The organism is Nocardia rhamnosiphila NBRC 108938 (assembly GCF_000720425.1).
Taxonomy (GTDB): domain Bacteria; phylum Actinomycetota; class Actinomycetes; order Mycobacteriales; family Mycobacteriaceae; genus Nocardia; species Nocardia rhamnosiphila.
In genome coordinates, this window is record NZ_JOAJ01000005.1 from 316734 (window position 1) to 332541 (window position 15808).

Annotated in this window: 22 protein-coding genes; 15 read left to right on the plus strand and 7 right to left on the minus strand. The window is 66.9% G+C overall.

The features are described 5' to 3' along the window. Window positions 1–27 precede the first annotated feature (27 nt). Window positions 28–1545, minus strand: coding sequence for an aldehyde dehydrogenase family protein (locus IG75_RS0119150; RefSeq protein ID WP_030522706.1), 1518 nt, complete (start codon window positions 1543–1545; stop codon window positions 28–30). 266 nt (window positions 1546–1811) lie between these two features. On the opposite strand from IG75_RS0119150, the gene IG75_RS0119155 reads away from it, so the two are divergent. The 3 genes from IG75_RS0119155 (at window position 1812) to IG75_RS0119165 (ending at window position 4796) form a co-directional block, all read left to right on the plus strand. Beyond that, the gene (locus IG75_RS0119155) at window positions 1812–2936 is read left to right on the plus strand and encodes an ATP-binding cassette domain-containing protein (protein ID WP_081876985.1); all 1125 of its coding nucleotides are present in this window, start codon (window positions 1812–1814) and stop codon (window positions 2934–2936) included. Between the two features lie 106 nt (window positions 2937–3042). Then, a complete protein-coding gene (locus IG75_RS0119160; protein ID WP_030522704.1) occupies window positions 3043–3852 on the plus strand; it encodes an ABC transporter permease in 810 nt (269 codons plus the stop codon). A 71-nt stretch (window positions 3853–3923) separates the two neighbouring features. After that, window positions 3924–4796 carry an ABC transporter permease gene (locus IG75_RS0119165; protein ID WP_030522703.1) on the plus strand — a complete coding sequence of 291 codons (873 nt, stop codon included), beginning with the start codon at window positions 3924–3926 and terminating at the stop codon, window positions 4794–4796. Between the two features lie 10 nt (window positions 4797–4806). Here the strand turns inward: IG75_RS0119165 and IG75_RS0119170 are convergent, their stop codons facing one another. The 3 genes from IG75_RS0119170 to IG75_RS0119180 all read right to left on the minus strand — a co-directional run bounded on the left by IG75_RS0119170 (window position 4807) and on the right by IG75_RS0119180 (window position 7554). After that, window positions 4807–6009 carry a lycopene cyclase family protein gene (locus tag IG75_RS0119170; RefSeq protein ID WP_030525838.1) on the minus strand — a complete coding sequence of 401 codons (1203 nt, stop codon included), beginning with the start codon at window positions 6007–6009 and terminating at the stop codon, window positions 4807–4809. Between the two features lie 9 nt (window positions 6010–6018). Continuing rightward, window positions 6019–6882, minus strand: coding sequence for a hypothetical protein (locus IG75_RS0119175; protein WP_030525839.1), 864 nt, complete (start codon window positions 6880–6882; stop codon window positions 6019–6021). Window positions 6883–7074: 192 nt separating this feature from the next. Beyond that, window positions 7075–7554: a hotdog fold domain-containing protein gene (locus tag IG75_RS0119180; protein ID WP_030522700.1), complete on the minus strand. Its 480-nt coding sequence runs from the start codon at window positions 7552–7554 to the stop codon at window positions 7075–7077. Window positions 7555–8015: 461 nt separating this feature from the next. On the opposite strand from IG75_RS0119180, the gene rpsJ reads away from it, so the two are divergent. The 11 genes from rpsJ to rpsQ are packed head-to-tail and all read left to right on the plus strand — an operon-like array spanning window position 8016 to window position 13261. Continuing rightward, window positions 8016–8321: a 30S ribosomal protein S10 gene (gene rpsJ, locus IG75_RS0119185; RefSeq protein WP_003938093.1), complete on the plus strand. Its 306-nt coding sequence runs from the start codon at window positions 8016–8018 to the stop codon at window positions 8319–8321. A gap of 14 nt (window positions 8322–8335) precedes the next feature. Next, the gene (gene rplC / locus IG75_RS0119190) at window positions 8336–9001 is read left to right on the plus strand and encodes a 50S ribosomal protein L3 (RefSeq protein WP_030522699.1); all 666 of its coding nucleotides are present in this window, start codon (window positions 8336–8338) and stop codon (window positions 8999–9001) included. Beyond that, complete coding sequence (rplD, locus tag IG75_RS0119195) at window positions 8998–9672, plus strand: 50S ribosomal protein L4 (protein ID WP_030522698.1); 675 nt, start codon at window positions 8998–9000, stop codon at window positions 9670–9672. Before rplC ends, rplD begins: the two co-directional genes overlap by 4 nt. Beyond that, window positions 9669–9974 carry a 50S ribosomal protein L23 gene (rplW, locus tag IG75_RS0119200; RefSeq protein WP_030522697.1) on the plus strand — a complete coding sequence of 102 codons (306 nt, stop codon included), beginning with the start codon at window positions 9669–9671 and terminating at the stop codon, window positions 9972–9974. Before rplD ends, rplW begins: the two co-directional genes overlap by 4 nt. 33 nt (window positions 9975–10007) lie before the next feature. After that, a complete protein-coding gene (gene rplB / locus IG75_RS0119205) occupies window positions 10008–10844 on the plus strand; it encodes a 50S ribosomal protein L2 (RefSeq protein ID WP_030522696.1) in 837 nt (278 codons plus the stop codon). A 14-nt stretch (window positions 10845–10858) separates the two neighbouring features. Next, the gene (gene rpsS, locus IG75_RS0119210; protein WP_030522695.1) at window positions 10859–11140 is read left to right on the plus strand and encodes a 30S ribosomal protein S19; all 282 of its coding nucleotides are present in this window, start codon (window positions 10859–10861) and stop codon (window positions 11138–11140) included. Next, window positions 11137–11535 (plus strand): 50S ribosomal protein L22, encoded by a 399-nt coding sequence (gene rplV, locus IG75_RS0119215; RefSeq protein WP_030522694.1) that lies wholly within the window; start codon window positions 11137–11139, stop codon window positions 11533–11535. The genes rpsS and rplV overlap by 4 nt, the downstream gene beginning before the upstream one ends. Next, window positions 11536–12333 carry a 30S ribosomal protein S3 gene (rpsC, locus tag IG75_RS0119220; RefSeq protein WP_030522693.1) on the plus strand — a complete coding sequence of 266 codons (798 nt, stop codon included), beginning with the start codon at window positions 11536–11538 and terminating at the stop codon, window positions 12331–12333. Between the two features lie 3 nt (window positions 12334–12336). Beyond that, complete coding sequence (gene rplP, locus IG75_RS0119225; RefSeq protein ID WP_030522692.1) at window positions 12337–12753, plus strand: 50S ribosomal protein L16; 417 nt, start codon at window positions 12337–12339, stop codon at window positions 12751–12753. Beyond that, window positions 12753–12992 carry a 50S ribosomal protein L29 gene (gene rpmC, locus IG75_RS0119230; protein WP_030522691.1) on the plus strand — a complete coding sequence of 80 codons (240 nt, stop codon included), beginning with the start codon at window positions 12753–12755 and terminating at the stop codon, window positions 12990–12992. The genes rplP and rpmC overlap by 1 nt, the downstream gene beginning before the upstream one ends. After that, window positions 12989–13261, plus strand: a complete 273-nt coding sequence (rpsQ, locus tag IG75_RS0119235; RefSeq protein ID WP_030522690.1) for a 30S ribosomal protein S17 — start codon at window positions 12989–12991, stop codon at window positions 13259–13261. Before rpmC ends, rpsQ begins: the two co-directional genes overlap by 4 nt. Before the next feature lie 139 nt (window positions 13262–13400). Here the strand turns inward: rpsQ and IG75_RS0119240 are convergent, their stop codons facing one another. The 3 genes from IG75_RS0119240 to IG75_RS0119250 form a co-directional block, all read right to left on the minus strand. Further along, window positions 13401–13820, minus strand: a complete 420-nt coding sequence (locus tag IG75_RS0119240; RefSeq protein ID WP_030522689.1) for a type II toxin-antitoxin system VapC family toxin — start codon at window positions 13818–13820, stop codon at window positions 13401–13403. Next, window positions 13817–14134 carry a type II toxin-antitoxin system Phd/YefM family antitoxin gene (locus IG75_RS0119245; RefSeq protein ID WP_030525840.1) on the minus strand — a complete coding sequence of 106 codons (318 nt, stop codon included), beginning with the start codon at window positions 14132–14134 and terminating at the stop codon, window positions 13817–13819. The genes IG75_RS0119240 and IG75_RS0119245 overlap by 4 nt, the downstream gene beginning before the upstream one ends. 82 nt (window positions 14135–14216) lie before the next feature. Next, complete coding sequence (locus IG75_RS0119250) at window positions 14217–14558, minus strand: winged helix-turn-helix transcriptional regulator (protein ID WP_030522687.1); 342 nt, start codon at window positions 14556–14558, stop codon at window positions 14217–14219. Window positions 14559–14676: 118 nt separating this feature from the next. Here IG75_RS0119250 and IG75_RS0119255 point away from each other — a divergent pair, with 118 nt between their 5' ends. Continuing rightward, window positions 14677–15807 carry an oxidoreductase gene (locus IG75_RS0119255; RefSeq protein WP_036514506.1) on the plus strand — a complete coding sequence of 377 codons (1131 nt, stop codon included), beginning with the start codon at window positions 14677–14679 and terminating at the stop codon, window positions 15805–15807. Window position 15808: the final 1 nt, after the last annotated feature.

Here is a 15808-nt window from a genome sequence, read left to right on the forward strand (position 1 = left end):
CTGGGTCCGGAACACCGAAGCCGTCGGTCAGCCGTGGCGGAACCGGAATACCGTGCGCGCCACCCGCAGTCGCCGCACATTGCGGTGGAAGCTGGACAGGCCCAGCGGTTCTCCGTACCGGTTGCGGGCGATGGACAGGGTGCGGCTGAATTCGCGGAGTCCGTGTACGCCGTGGCTGTGCCCCTGCCCGTATTCGCCGATCCCGCCGAAGGGCAGCGCCGGGATACTGGCGTAGGTGGTGGCGGTATTGACCGTGACCACCCCGACCCGTAGTCGTTCGGCGTAGACCTCGACCTCGGCGATATCGCGGGTGAACACCGAGACCGCGATACCGCGGCCGGCATCGTTGATCCGGTCCACGGCGTCGTCGAGATCGCGCACCTTGTTCACGATGAGGACCGGGCCGATGCCCTCCTCGGTGATGGCGACACTCTCCTCCGGTACATCGGCCAGCACGATGGGCTCGACATAGGGCTCACGGATGGAATCCAGGCCGCCGACCACCGCGCGTCCGCCGCGCGCCAAGGCGTCGCGGACCTGTTTGCGCACCACCTCGGTCTGCGATTCCAGGATCATCGGTCCGTAGGACGACCGCCGGTCCGCGCCGGGCTTCAGGGCGCGGGCCCGCGCGACCACCAGCTCGAGGAACTGGTCGTAGACCGAGGCCGCGACGTAGGCCCGCTGGACGCCGGTCGCGTTCTGGCCAGCATTGGCCATGGCCCCGAACACCGCGGCGTCGGCGGCATCGTCGAGTTTCGCGTCGACGTGCACGATCATCGCGCCCTTGCCGGAGTTCTCGACCACCACCGGGGTCATGGTCTGGGCGCACAGCGAGATCACTTCGCGGCCTTCGGCTTCCGGCCCCGCATACGCGATCTTGTCGACCCCGGCGCGGCACAGCGCGGCCGCGGTCGAATCGTCGCCGGTGACCGCCGCCAGCACGGGCCGGTCGGGGGCGATCTCGCGCCAGGTCTCGGCCAGCCACAACCCGGTGCCGCTGGTCACCGCGTGCGGTTTGAAAACCACCGCGTTGCCCGCGGCCATCGCGTAGGCGATCGAGCCCATCGGTGTGAAAACCGGGTTCTGCCAAGGCCCCAGGACGCCGATCACACCCAGCGGCAGATAGCCGACCGACGCCCGCTGATTGCGGGTGAGCCAGTTGGAGGCCAGCGGTTTCCGGCTCAGCGCGCGACCGGCATTGCGCGCCGCCCAGTCCAGATTCTCCACGGCGAGCATGACTTCGATCGCCGCGTCGGCCTCGGGTTTGCCGGTTTCCTCGCGCAGGATCTCCACCAGTTGCGCGGCCCGGCGCGCGATAACCCGTTTCCACTCCAGCAGGAGTCGTTTGCGAGTTCCGAAACCCGCTGTCGACCACCAGTCCTCGACCGTGCGCGCGGCATGGACCGCGCGTTCGAGTTCGCTGGGGCCGGCAACGGCATAACTGCCCACCACCTCGCCGGTGCGGGGGTCGTGGGATGTGAGCACGCTCGGTCGGCCGGGTCCTCCCGAACGCGCCGCCACCTCGGGCTGCGCGGTATCGGCCATGGCACTCAGATTATGGTGGTGGCGTAGCGCCGACAAGGTACGAGCACTGCCCATGGACTGTCCCTGCACCGCCGACCAGGGTGGATGACCGGCCGCGACGTCGCTGTGAGCAAAGGCACATTTGGTTCGACCCGGTATGGGGTAAAGGCGGCGCTCCGGCGCCTATTCCGCAGCCGGTAACATCGCGCCCGGCGCCAGGGATCATCCAGGGGGATACCGATGCGCCGGTCACCCCGCCCGCCGATCAGGCCGATAGTGGAGAGTTGATGCCGATTTCGAACGAAGCCGTGACAGCCGCCGGCGAGAATGCCCCACCGTTTCGATCGGTGCATTCCCGCACCCCCGGCGCCGAGATATCGGAGTACGGGAACGGTCGTGCCGCGCCGGCGCTCGCACCTCGCCCCCACGGCGCCGGCCCCGCCTGGGCGGACGCCGTCCGCGTCGAGGGCATCACCAAATCCTTCGGTGAAGTGCAGGCGTTGCGCGGGGTGAGTTTCTCGGCCGCCCGCGGCACCGTGCTCGGCGTTTTGGGACCCAACGGCGCGGGCAAGACCACCACCGTGAAGATCCTGTCCACCCTGCTGCGTCCCGATTCCGGGAGCGCGGTGGTGGCCGGTCACGATATCCGTAAAGATCCGGCCGGGGTGCGTCGCTCGATCATGATGACCGGCCAGTACGCCGCCCTCGACGAAAACCTGTCCGGCCGGGAGAACCTGGAACTGTTCGGCCGGCTGATGGGCCTGAGCAAATCGACGGCGCGTAAGCGCGCCGACGCGTTGCTCGAAGAGTTCGACCTGGTCGCTTCCGGTCGCCGCCCGGTTCGCCAGTATTCCGGTGGGATGCGGCGGCGGGTCGATATCGCCTGCGGCCTGGTGGTCCGGCCCGAAGTGGTGTTCCTCGACGAACCGACCACCGGTCTCGACCCGCGCAGCCGGCAAGGTGTCTGGGATCTGGTGAGTGCGCTGAAAGAGCAGGGCATCACCGTGCTGCTCACCACCCAGTACCTGGAAGAAGCCGACGTCCTGTCGGACAACATCATCGTGATCGACAAGGGCACGGTGATCGCGGAGGGCACCGCCGACGAACTCAAGGAGAAGACCGGCGGCAGCTACTGCGAGGTCGTCCCGCTGGACCCGACCCAGCTGGCCCGGGCCGCCACCGCGCTGGGGGACCTGGTTCCGCCGGCCGTCGCCGCCGAACTCGCCGGAGCCGAACGCCTCTCCATCCCGGCGCCCGACGGTGCCCCGACGCTGGCCGAGGCGCTGCGGCGGTTGGATGCCGCCGGCATCACTCTGGCCGATATCGGGCTGCGCCGCCCCTCCCTCGACGATGTGTTCCTCTCCATCACCGGGCACTCGGGCGGTACCGGCCGGCCGGGTGATCCGGCATGAGCGGGTCAGGCCCGGAGGCGGTAGTGCGATACCTTCGCCTGCGCTGCGGCCTCCGCGTCGGTGTGTTGACCGATCGCCGTTCTCGCTCATGCCTGGTAGGTGCATCATGAGCGCTCCCGCGGTATCCCGCCGCGACCTGTTCGGTGACCTCCCGCAGCCGCGGGTGTCCGTGTTCGCGCAGTGGCGGGCGTTGACCGGACGCGTCGTCTGGACCATGATCACCAAAGGCGAAATGATCGCCGCGATCGTGATGCCGCTGGTCTTCACCCTCGGTTTCTATCTCCCGCTGCGCTTTGTGATGCAGTTCCAGGGCATCGACTACGCGCAGTTCGTCATGCCGATCGTGGTGCTGCAAACCATGGCGTTCACCATGATGTCCAATGCGCAGCTGGCCGCCGTCGAGGCGCTCACCGGATTCAGCACCCGATTGCAGACCATGCCGATCGGCATGCTGGTACCGCTGGGCTCGCGGATCGCGGCGGGGCTGTTCCGCTCGGTCGTATCGTTGGCCGCGGCCCTGATCTACGGTCACTTCATCGGTTTCGAGTTCACCGCCGGCTGGGGTCAGACCGTCGGCTTCTGTGCTTTCGCGCTCGCCGTCGGCACCGTGCTGGCGGTCGGCGCGGACGGGCTGGGCAGCCTGACCAAGAGCCCCGCCTCGCTGAGCCAGGCGCTCACCCTGCCGACGCTGATCTTCGGCATGATGTCGTGCGGTTTCGTGCCCGAGACCGGATTCCCCGAATGGGTGCGGCCGTTCGTGCGCAATCAGCCGATCACCCAGTTCGCCTACGCCCTGCGCGATATGGCGGGTGACGGGGTGACCTGGGAGGTACTGCGAGTGGGAGTGTTCTGGCTGGTCGGTGCGGCGGCGGTATTCACCCCGTTCGCGGTCTGGGCGAGTGTGAGGCGCTCATGAGGGAGTCAGGCCCGGAGGCGGTAGCGGAGCGTGACCATGGAGGGCCCTCGCTCATGACCAAAGGACACAGCATGAGCGTTATCGAACGACCCACGGCGACCGGAACCGAAGAATTGCCGGTCCATATCGCCGCGCTCGACCTGCCCCGGGTCGAGCCGCGGTCCGAGCGATCGCTGGTGGTCTGGGCGGTACACAGTTCCATCCAGTGCAAACGGCTGCTGACGGCCTGGCTACGCGATCCGGCCACCACCATTCAGACGATCGTGTACCCGGCACTGACCCTGGTGATGTTCTGGATCGTGCTCGACGATTCCATCTCCGGTTTCACCGGGAAGCCCGCCATCTACGGCACTGTCCCGATGATCACCCTCGTCGCGGCGATGACGGGCGCGGTGGTCAGCGCGCTGGGCTTCAAGGTCGAGAAGGCCACCGGGCTGCTGGGCCGGTTCTGGACCATGCCGATCCATCGCGCGGCGAGCCTGACCGGCCGGTTGTTCGCCGAGGTGATCCGGATCTCGATCACCACGGTCATCATCATCGCCGTCGGTTTCGCCCTCGGATTCCGCTTCGACCAGGGGCCGTGGGCCGCACTCGGACTCATGGGGATCCCGATCCTGTTCGGGCTCGCGTTCGCCGTCTTCATCACCGCGCTCGCGGCCTCCACCGAGGGCCCGCTGCTGGTCCAGCTGGTCGCGATCTTCATGAACCTGCTGCTGTTCTTCAACTCCGGTTTCGTCCCGGTCTTCGCCTACCCGAGCTGGCTACGGTCGACGGTGGAGAACCAGCCGATGAGCTGCGCCATCGAAGCGATGAAAGGGCTGTCGCTCGGCGGTCCGGTCGCCGAACCGCTCATCGACACCCTGCTGTGGGTGGTCGGCGCCATCCTGGTGTTCGGCTATCCCGCGGTCCGCGGCTACCGCAAATCCGCCGAGCGCAGCGGCTGATCGCGGCCGGCTACTTCCGGGACTCGGAGGACCGCGTCTCGGAAGTGGCCGGTGCGAACGGGTAGCCGGCCCAGCGGTCGCGGTTCGTCCAGCCGACCAGGTCGTAGCGCCAGCGGAACGGCCAGGTGTGCGAGACGGTGTTGAACAGGACCGCGCCCAGCGCCGCGTAATCGTCGTGGGCCGAGAGCAGGGCGCGCTGTCCCCGCGGCGAGGCGGAGAAAAAGGAATCGAACATGGCGATCGACTGCTCGGTGGTCAACCGGCCCAATCCCCACAGGCCGCGCATCCGCATCCAGTAGGTGAGCCGGGCCTGCCACGGCCACAGCGCGGCGATCGGGTCCTCGCCGGCCAGGATCGCGGTGACCGCGGTATCGGCCAGCGCGAACGAATCGGCGACGCTGTAGCCGGTGCAGGGGTGCATCATCCCGCCGCGCGACCCGTAGGGCACCACCTTTCCCACCCCGTTCTTCGGCGGCGGGGTGTCCAGCGGATAGTGCGCGGCCTCGCTCGGCTCCGTGCCGGTCAGTTCGATACCGTGCGCCGCCAGCCGCGCGAGAGTGCGCTTGCGCAGTTCGTGCTGCGGCATCCCGCCACGCAGGCCGAGGCTGGTCTCCTCGAAGATCACGGTGCCGTCCCCGAGGGGCACCGAATACAGGAACGACGGCGGCTCGTCGGGTCCGGCACCGTTCTCCGGCCGCCAGTCCAGCAGCAGGCCCTCACCCTCCCCGACCATCGGCGCCGCGGTCTCGGCGTTCACGAAGATCCCGTGCGCGCTGGCCGCGCGCCGGTCGCCCAGCGGCGGCATCCCGCGCGAATCCACCACCACCGCCGCGCGGATCACCGTGCCGTCGGCCAGCTCGACCTCGCGCGCGTCCACCCGCACCGCCCGCCCCGCGTACACCTGGGCGTCGTCGAGCGATAGCGCGTCGCGCAGCAGCGGCTTGGACAGCACGCAATAGGGTCGCTCGATCTTGATCTCGGAGGTCGTCCAGACCACCGGTGCCGGAATCCGGCTCGCGATCACACTGTGCGGCAACCAGTCCGGAAGCTCGTCGATCCAGCAGGAGAAAGTCGGCGGCCACAGGCGATCCGGGCGGGGATCGACGGCGGCGACCCGAAGACCGGCCACGACGGCCCGGTTGGCCAGCGCCCGCCCGGACGGGCCCAGCCCGACCACACAGATATCGAACTCACGGACCACGCTGTCTGCCATGTACTGCATTCAACGGGGTGAGGGCAGGGGAGGGCAATCGGCATCGGGCCGGACCCGCCGGATGCGGTCTTCGGGGTCGTCGAGGAACAGATCGCTGTGGTCGATAGCGAAGTCACCATTGGGCAGCATCCGACCCTCGCCGTAGTAGCGGCCGATCACCGTGTCCGGCAGATAGGAGCGTAGACCGCGGGGGGACATGTCGGCCGGATAGTCGACCTGGCGACCCCATCCCGGTGGGGCCTCATCGCTGCCGAACAGGATCCAATGATCGACAGGTACGGGATCGCCCGGACGGGGCGCACCACCGGTGTGTGAGTCCAGGGCGGGAGCGACGAACCGGTCGGGGTCGGCGGGCTTGTACCACAACATCAGTGGCTTGGCCTGCTCGGCTTCCGCATTGTCGAAGCAGCACAACGCAATCGTGTGGTCCGGGAAGTGTTCAGCGTAGAAGGTGAACAGCTCGGAGCGAAGTGCAGGCCTCCTGCGTCGAGGAACGCGATCGAGTACCTCGGGGATCCGCTGCGGGGAGGACGCGAGCAGCACCGTGTAGACATCGTGCTCGAAAATGGAGACCTCCGGGCCGGAATCCATCCAGATGACATCATCGTCCTCCGGGGCGTTCGCTGCGGGTGGATCCAGTGCATCCACCATTCTTTGCAGGACGTCTCCGTGATGCCGGACCGAAATGAAGTTGTCCGGCGTCATGATCTCACCAGCGGGCAGGTGCAGGAGCATGGCGTTGGGGCCGCCGGCGAGGTCGGCGACGGTGTTCTGGTACCCGAGAACATGGATCACCCCGTGATAGGGGTGATCGACTCTTCCGACATAGACGATGGTGCCCCTGAATGTTGCTCTATCGATGGAGACGCACACGAACGCCACCTTATGGAAAGGCGGCCTCGGGGGTAGCCGACTTTGTAGAGGGTCCCGCAACGCTGTCGGTTCTCCGCCGCAGTGCTGTGGTGTCTGGGCTCCCCTGCTGCGCTCGCCGATGGCGGTGAGTCATCGGTTCCCCTCGGCTCCGCCGCGGGAAGTCCACACCCGCCCTTCCGGGCGCGCGTATCGTTAGGTATTCGGGGTGACCCAGGTGGTGATCTCGGCGTGGACCACTTCCTTGCCGGTCTTGTCGTAGATCGATACCGGGATCGTCAGGTCCCGGCCCTCGGTGATCGCGGCGAAGTCGGGTACCTCCGTGAGTTCCGCGACGGCGCGCAGGCCGGTGGTGGCTTTGGTCAGGTACTGGACCTGCATCGCCTTGGGGATCCAGCGGTGGGTGGTGGGGACCGTCGCCTCGCTCAGCATGCCCATCGCTATTTCCGCGAGGTTGCAGGCGGCGATGGCGTGGAAGGTGCCCAGATGGTTGTGCACGCCGAACCATTTGGGAGCTTTGACCTCGCAGCGGCCGGGTTCGAGCCGGACCACCCGGGGCAGCACCGTGGCGAAGTACGGCACCCGGGCCACCATCGAGAGGGAGAACAGGCCGTGGCCGAAGGGGTTGTCCGGCAGTTTGCGCCAGCCGCGATAGGTACCGGTCTCGTTCGTCATACCGCTATCTTACTCATCGGTAAGATAGCGGCGGCGCGGTATGGTGGCCGCAGCGCCGGACCTCGGCGGACCCCGATTTGAAACGCCTCGGGGGGCTCGTGCATACTGTTCGGGTTGCCTTGCCCCGGGAGGCGGTTGTTTTTGTGAAACGACCAGGCCGGGCGGGGTGAGCAAAACCAGCGAGTACCTCATCGTTCGCCGATGTGGGTACGTCCGGGACACAGTTCCGAAGGCCACGATCGAAGTTTTCTGCCGGGGCCGAGGAATGAGCGGAGGGGCGACACGCCCGACCGCGTGGACCGGAGAACCATGACAGATGAACAGCGGCACGGACTGGGTTGACCCTGGTCGTGGTCTCCACTGAGACGTCATCGTGTGTTCGGGCTGTGCAAATGAAGGTGGTACGGACGCCCTAGCCGGTATCCGGATCACGGACGAAAGCGGAGAAAAGGACACTTAGCGTGGCGGGACAGAAGATCCGCATCAGGCTCAAGGCCTACGACCACGAGGCGATCGACGCGTCTGCGCGCAAGATCGTCGAAACGGTGACCCGCACCGGGGCCCGGGTCGTCGGGCCGGTGCCGTTGCCGACCGAGAAGAACGTGTACTGCGTCATCCGTTCGCCGCACAAGTACAAGGACTCGCGCGAGCACTTCGAGATGCGTACGCACAAGCGGCTGATCGACATCCTCGACCCGACGCCGAAGACGGTGGACGCGCTCATGCGCATCGACCTGCCGGCCAGCGTCGACGTCAATATCCAGTGACGGGGACTCGAGACATGACTGACAACAAGAGCAGGCCCGCGGCCGGCATCCTGGGCACCAAACTGGGCATGACCCAGGTGTTCGACGACAAGAACCGGGTCGTCCCGGTCACCGTCGTCAAGGCCGGACCGAACGTGGTCACCCAGATCCGCACCGTCGAGCGCGACGGCTACAGCGCCGTGCAGGTCGCCTTCGGTGCCATCGACCCCCGCAAGGTGAACAAGCCGGAGTCCGGCCAGTTCGCCAAGGCCGGCGTCACCCCGCGTCGCCATGTCGCGGAGATCCGGATCGCGGATGCCTCCACCTTCGAGGTCGGCCAGGAGATCTCGGCCGCCGCTTTCGAAGAGGGCACCTACGTCGACGTCACCGGCACCAGCAAGGGCAAGGGTTTCGCCGGCACCATGAAGCGCCACGGCTTCCGTGGCCAGGGCGCCTCCCACGGTGCGCAGGCCGTGCACCGTCGCCCGGGTTCCATCGGTGGCTGCGCCACCCCCGGCCGCGTGTTCAAGGGCATGCGCATGTCGGGCCGCATGGGTAACGACCGCGTCACCACGCAGAACCTGTCGGTTCACAAGGTGGACGCCGAGAACGGCCTGCTGCTGATCAAGGGTGCGATCCCGGGTCGCAAGGGCGGCGTCGTGATCGTCAAGAGCGCCGTGAAGGGTGGTGCGCACGCATGACCAGCCTCGAGAAGAAGGCCAACCTGACGCTGCCGGTCAAGGAACTCGGTGGCAAGACCAACGGCACCGTCGATCTCCCCGCCGAGATCTTCGATGTCACCGCGAACATCGCGCTGATGCACCAGGTGGTCGTGGCCCAGCAGGCCGCCGCCCGCCAGGGCACGCATTCCACCAAGACCCGCGGCGAGGTCCGCGGCGGTGGTAAGAAGCCGTACCGCCAGAAGGGCACCGGCCGCGCCCGCCAGGGTTCGACCCGCGCGCCGCAGTTCGCCGGTGGTGGCACCGTGCACGGCCCCAAGCCGCGCGACTACAGCCAGCGCACTCCCAAGAAGATGATCCAGGCCGCCCTGCGTGGCGCGCTGTCGGATCGGGCGCGCAACGAGCGGATCCACGTGATCAGCGAGCTCGTCGCCGGCCAGGACCCCTCGACCAAGACCGCGAAGACCTTCCTGTCCGAGATCTCGGATCGCAAGAAGTTCCTCCTGGTCGTCGGCCGCGAGGACGTCAACGCCTGGAAGAGTGCCCGCAACCTGGAATACGTGCACACCATCGCACCGGACCAGCTGAACACCTACGACGTACTGGACAGCGACGAAGTCGTGTTCAGCGTCGAGGCGCTCAACGCCTTCGTGCACGGCCCGGCCGAGGCTGCACAGGAGGAGAGCAAGTGAGCACCATCGCCGATCCGCGCGACATCCTGCTGGCGCCGGTCATCTCGGAGAAGTCCTACGGGCTGATCGAGGAAGGCACCTACACCTTCATCGTGCACCCGGACTCCAACAAGACCCAGATCAAGATCGCGGTCGAGAAGGTCTTCGGGGTGAAGGTCACCAGCGTCAACACCGCCAACCGTCAGGGCAAGCGCAAGCGGACCCGCTTCGGTTACGGCAAGCGCAAGGACACCAAGCGCGCGCTCGTGACCATCTCGGCCGACAGCAAGCCCATCGAGATCTTCGGAGGCCCGGTCGCGTAGGCGGCGGGGAGTCCAGAAAGCAGAGAAGAACTCATGGCAATCCGTAAGTACAAGCCGACTACCCCGGGCCGCCGCGGGTCGTCCGTCTCGGACTTCGCCGAGATCACCCGGTCGACCCCCGAGAAGTCGCTCGTCCGCCCGCTGACCAAGAGCGGTGGCCGTAACGGTCACGGCCGGATCACCACCCGGCATCGCGGTGGCGGTCACAAGCGTGCCTACCGGCTGATCGACTTCCGCCGGCTGGACAAGGACGGCGTGCCGGCCAAGGTCGCTCATATCGAGTACGACCCCAACCGCACCGCCAATATCGCGCTGCTGCACTACCTGGACGGCGAGAAGCGTTACATCATCGCGCCCAAGGGCATCGCGCAGGGCACGAAGATCGAGTCCGGTCCGACCGCGGATATCAAGCCCGGCAACAACCTGCCGCTGCGCAATATCCCGACCGGTACCACCATCCACGCGGTGGAGCTGCGTCCCGGCGGCGGCGCCAAGATGGCCCGCTCGGCCGGTGCCAGCATCCAGCTGCTGGGTAAGGAAGGCCCCTACGCCACGCTGCGTATGCCCTCCGGTGAGATCCGCCGCGTCGACGTGCGCTGCCGCGCCACCGTCGGCGAGGTCGGCAATGCCGAACAGTCGAACATCAACTGGGGCAAGGCCGGTCGTATGCGCTGGAAGGGTCGCCGCCCCACGGTCCGTGGTGTGGTCATGAACCCGGTCGACCACCCGCACGGTGGTGGTGAGGGCAAGACCTCCGGTGGTCGCCACCCGGTCTCGCCCTGGGGCCAGCCGGAAGGCCGTACCCGTAAGCCGAACCGTCCGAGCGACAAGCTCATCGTCCGTCGCCGTCGCACCGGCAAGAAGCGCTAAGGAGGAGGTAAGAAATGCCACGCAGCCTCAAGAAGGGCCCGTTCGTCGACGACCACCTCCAGGCGAAGGTGGACGTGCAGAACGACAAGGGCACCAAGCAGGTCATCAAGACCTGGTCGCGTCGTTCGACCATCACCCCCGATTTCATCGGTCACACCTTCGCCGTCCACGACGGCCGCAAGCACGTGCCGGTGTTCGTCTCGGAGAACATGGTCGGGCACAAGCTCGGTGAGTTCGCGCCGACGAGGACGTTCCGCAGCCACGTCAAGGAAGATCGGAAGAGCAAGCGGCGATGAGCACAGAAACTCAGAATCCGACTGCGCGCGCGACCGCCAAGCACGTGCGCGTGACCCCGATGAAGGCCCGCCGGGTCGTGGACCTCGTTCGCGGCAAGCGTGTCTCCGACGCGCTCGACCTGCTCCGGTTCGCCCCGCAGGCCGCCAGCGAGCCGGTCGCCAAGGTCGTGGCCAGTGCCGCGGCGAACGCCGAGAACAACCTCGGCCTCAACCCCGACACCCTGGTCATCTCGACGGCGTATGTCGACGAGGGCGCGACCATGAAGCGTTTCCAGCCGCGCGCCCAGGGCCGCGCGTTCCGGATCCGCAAGCGCACCAGCCACATCACCATCGAGGTCGAGAGCGTCCCCACCGCCGGTGGCACTCGTGGCCGCCGGAAGGGAGGGGCAAAGTAAATGGGACAGAAGATCAACCCCCACGGCTTCCGCCTCGGAATCACCACCGACTGGAAGTCCCGTTGGTACGCCGACAAGCAGTACTCGGACTACGTCAAGGAAGACGTCGCCATCCGGAAGCTGCTGGGCACCGGCATGGAACGGGCCGGCATCTCCAAGGTGGAGATCGAGCGCACCCGTGACCGGGTCCGCGTCGATATCCACACCGCGCGTCCGGGTATCGTCATCGGCCGCCGCGGCGCCGAGGCCGACCGCATCCGCGCCGAGCTGGAGAAGCTCACCGGCAAGCAGGTCCAGCTGAACATCCTCGAGGTCAAGAACCCCGAATCGGATGCGCAGCTGGTCGCCCAGGGTGTGGCCGAGCAGCTGTCCAACCGTGTGGCGTTCCGTCGCGCGATGCGCAAGGCCATCCAGTCGGCCATGCGTTCGCCGAACGTCAAGGGCATCCGTGTGCAGTGCTCGGGCCGCCTCGGTGGCGCCGAGATGTCGCGCTCGGAGTTCTACCGCGAAGGCCGCGTCCCGCTGCACACCCTGCGTGCCGATATCGATTACGGCCTCTACGAGGCCAAGACCACCTTCGGTCGTATCGGTGTCAAGGTCTGGATCTACAAGGGCGATATCGTCGGCGGCAAGCGTGAGCTGGCCGCCCCGAGCGCGCCGGCCGGGGATCGCCCGCGCCGGGAGCGTCCGAACCGCCCGCGTCGTTCCGGTTCCTCCGGCACCACCGCGACCAGCACCGAGGCCGGGCGCGCCGCTACCGCGGTGGCCGAGCCCCCGGCAGAAAAGCAGGAGGGCTGACCAATGCTGATGCCCCGCAAGGTCAAGTTCCGCAAGCAGCATCACCCGAGCCGCAGCGGTCTCGCCAAGGGCGGCACCTCGGTGTCGTTCGGTGACTTCGGCATCCAGGCGCTGGAGCCGGCGTACGTGACCAACCGGCAGATCGAGTCGGCGCGTATCGCGATGACCCGCCACATCAAGCGTGGCGGCAAGATCTGGATCAACATCTACCCGGATCGCCCGCTCACCAAGAAGCCGGCCGAAACCCGTATGGGTTCCGGTAAGGGTTCGCCGGAGTGGTGGATCGCGAACGTCAAGCCCGGCCGCGTGATGTTCGAGATGAGTTACCCGAACGAGGAGATCGCTCGTGAGGCGCTGCGCCGCGCGATGCACAAGCTCCCGATGAAGTGCAGGATCGTGACGAGGGAGGAGCAGTTCTGATGGCAACCGGTACCCCTGCCGCAGAGCTCCGCGAGCTGACCGAGGAGGAGCTCGTCTCCCGCCTGCGTGAATCGAAGGAAGAGCTGTTCAACCTGCGCTTCCAGATGGCGACCGGTCAGCTGACCAACAATCGCCGGCTGCGTGTGGTGCGTCACGAGATCGCGCGCATCTACACGGTCATGCGTGAGCGCGAGCTCGGTTTGGCCACTGCCCCCGCGGACAAGGGAGATGCGGCATGAGTGACAAGGTGGAGGAGCAGCGCAGTACCCGCAAGGTGCGGACCGGCTACGTTGTTTCCGACAAGATGCAGAAGACGATCGTCGTCGAGCTGGAAGACCGTCATCGGCACAAGCTCTACGGCAAGATCATTCGCACCACCTCCAAGGTGAAGGCGCATGACGAGAACGAGACCGCCGGTGTCGGCGATCGCGTGCAGCTGATGGAGACCCGGCCCACGTCGGCCACCAAGCGGTGGCGGCTGGTCGAGGTCCTGGAGAAGGCCAAGTAAGGTCGCTCTTCGGCTGAGAAGATCGTAAACGTAAGGCCCGCTTCCCGTTCGGGAGGCGGGCCTTCGTGCATCTTGCGGGGTACCGGGGCGTGCCTACCGGTGCCCGGTCAGTTGGTGGAGCCGGTCGCCTACGGCGCTCTCACCGGCCATCGGGATGGGCGACCGGGACCACGGTCAGCAAACCGTCGAGAGCTCGGAAATCTTTCGGGTTCACTGTGTAGAGCGGTATTCGATGTGCCGATGCGATAGCGGCGATCATCAGGTCGATTCGACGTGGCTTGGGGTTGCGGCCGGAACCCATGACTGCGGCTATGAGATGGCCGTAGCGGCGGGCGGCCGTAGTGTCGAAGGGAAGTGGGTCGAACTGCGCTTCTGCGTTTTGAAGCCGTTCGATGCGTTCAGCACGTTCGACCGGATTGTCGGTGAAATGCGGTCCTGCGGCCAGTTCGGCCATAGTGACCGTGCTGACCGCGATATCGTCGGGCAGTTCTTCGGGATTCAAACGGTCTATCAGAATTAGGACGTTGGTATCGACCAGACCCCGATGTGACGCCGTCATTCGCTGGTGTCCTCGCTGAAGGAGCCACGCCGATGGGCGCGGTCGTAAGGGTCGTACAGCGAGTCGTCGACGAGCCGTTCGAAATCGGCGTGGGCGGCGTCGGCCGACGACAGGTCACTGAAGGCCGCGAGGACTTCCGCGCGAGGTACCCAGACTCGGCGCCTGGTGCGGCGGTGCGGAACGAGGTCGGCCACCGGAGACCCGTCAACCGTGATGGTGTACGACTGGCCGGCTCCGACCTCCCGGAGCACGCGGCTGACCTCGTTGCGTAGTTCACGTTGCGGAATCTCGGAGAACTCTGCTGCCGAAGTCATATGGCCATCCTAGCTCGCACGCTACAGGGTTGCTACGGAAATACTACGGTGGCCGACCGGTTTATATCGCGAGCCCGCGATCTCATCTCGTAGAGACGTCGGTGACGATTCCGCGCCGGTAACGCTCGCCCCATGATTCGAGCAACTCCGCCACCGGCCGCAGGCTCGCGCCGAGTTCGGTGAGGTGGTATTCGACCTTCGGCGGTACTTCGGCGTAGACCGTGCGGCGGACCAACCCGTCGGCTTCGAGTTCGCGGAGTTGGCGGGTGAGCATGCGCTGGGTGATGGTGGGCATGGCGCGGCGGAGTTCGCCGAAGCGCAGGGTGCCGTCGAAGAGATGGTTGACGATCGCCATCTTCCATTTGCCGCCGACCACGTCCATCGCGGCTTCGACCGTGCAGTAATCCGGTACGTCCTCGTGCATGTGACCTCCATGGGTATACGGAATGTGCCTACCGCACAGAAAAGACCGTACTTGTACGAAGGGTGGGTAGCGCGGAATCTGTTCCCGAAGCGGTTTCCGGCGAGTGCGAGGAGTTTCTGTGACCATCCATCCTGTTCTGTCCGAGGTGCGGCTCGGCGCGCTGCGGTTGCGTAATCGGGCGGTCGTGGCGCCCATGTCGCGGGTGAGTACCGCGGGCGACGGCGTGGCCACGGACGCCATGGCGGAGTACTACGCGGAGTTCGCCGCGGGTGGGTTCGGGCTGATCACCACGGAGGGGACCTATATCGACGCCGAGTTCAGCCAGGCCTACCCGGACCAGCCCGGGATCGTGACCGAGCGCCAGATCGAAGCGTGGCGGACGGTCACCGACGCGGTGCACGCGGCGGGTGGGTTGATCGCCTTGCAGTTGATGCACGCCGGTGCGCTCGTGCAGGGCAATCATCACGGCGACCGGAGTATCGCGCCGTCGGCGGTGCAGCCATTGGGGGCCAAGATGGCGGCGTACGGCGGCGAAGGTCCGTTCGCGTTGCCCGAGGCGGCGACCCGCGCGGATATCCGCCGGATCGTGGGCGGGTTCGGCGCGGCGGCGGAGCGGGCGCGGGCGGCGGGGTTCGACGCGGTGGAGATCCACGGCGCGAACGGGTATCTCATCGACCAGTTCCTCACTGCCTACACCAATCGGCGGGACGACGAGTACGGCGGCGATCCGGCGGGCCGGGTGCGGTTCGCGGTGGAAGTGGTGCGGGCGGTACGGGCGGTGGTGGGGCCGGAATTCGCGGTGGGGCTGCGGCTCTCCCAGACCAAGGTCAACGATTTCGGCTATCGGTGGTCCGGGGCCGGGGAGGCCGAGACGATCTTCCGCGCGGTCGGTACGGCGGGAGTCGACTATCTGCATCTCGCGAGCGAGGGCCGGGACTGGTACGACACCGCCGTCCTGGACTCCGGAGAGACTGTTACCCGGCTGGCCCGGTCGGTCACGGGGCTGCCCGTGATCGCCAACGGCGGTATGCACGGTCCCGAACTCGCGCGGACGGTACTCGAGGAAGGGCACGCGGATCTGGTGGCGCTCGGGCGCGGCGCGCTCGCGAACCCGGATTGGCCGCGGGTGATCGCGGCGGGGGACCGGCCGGCCGCCTTCGATCGCGAGATGCTCGATCCCGTGGTGACGCTCGCCGGTCAGCGCTCCTGGGCTCGGGCGCGGCGCGGACAGGTTTCTGTGGTCCGATAGC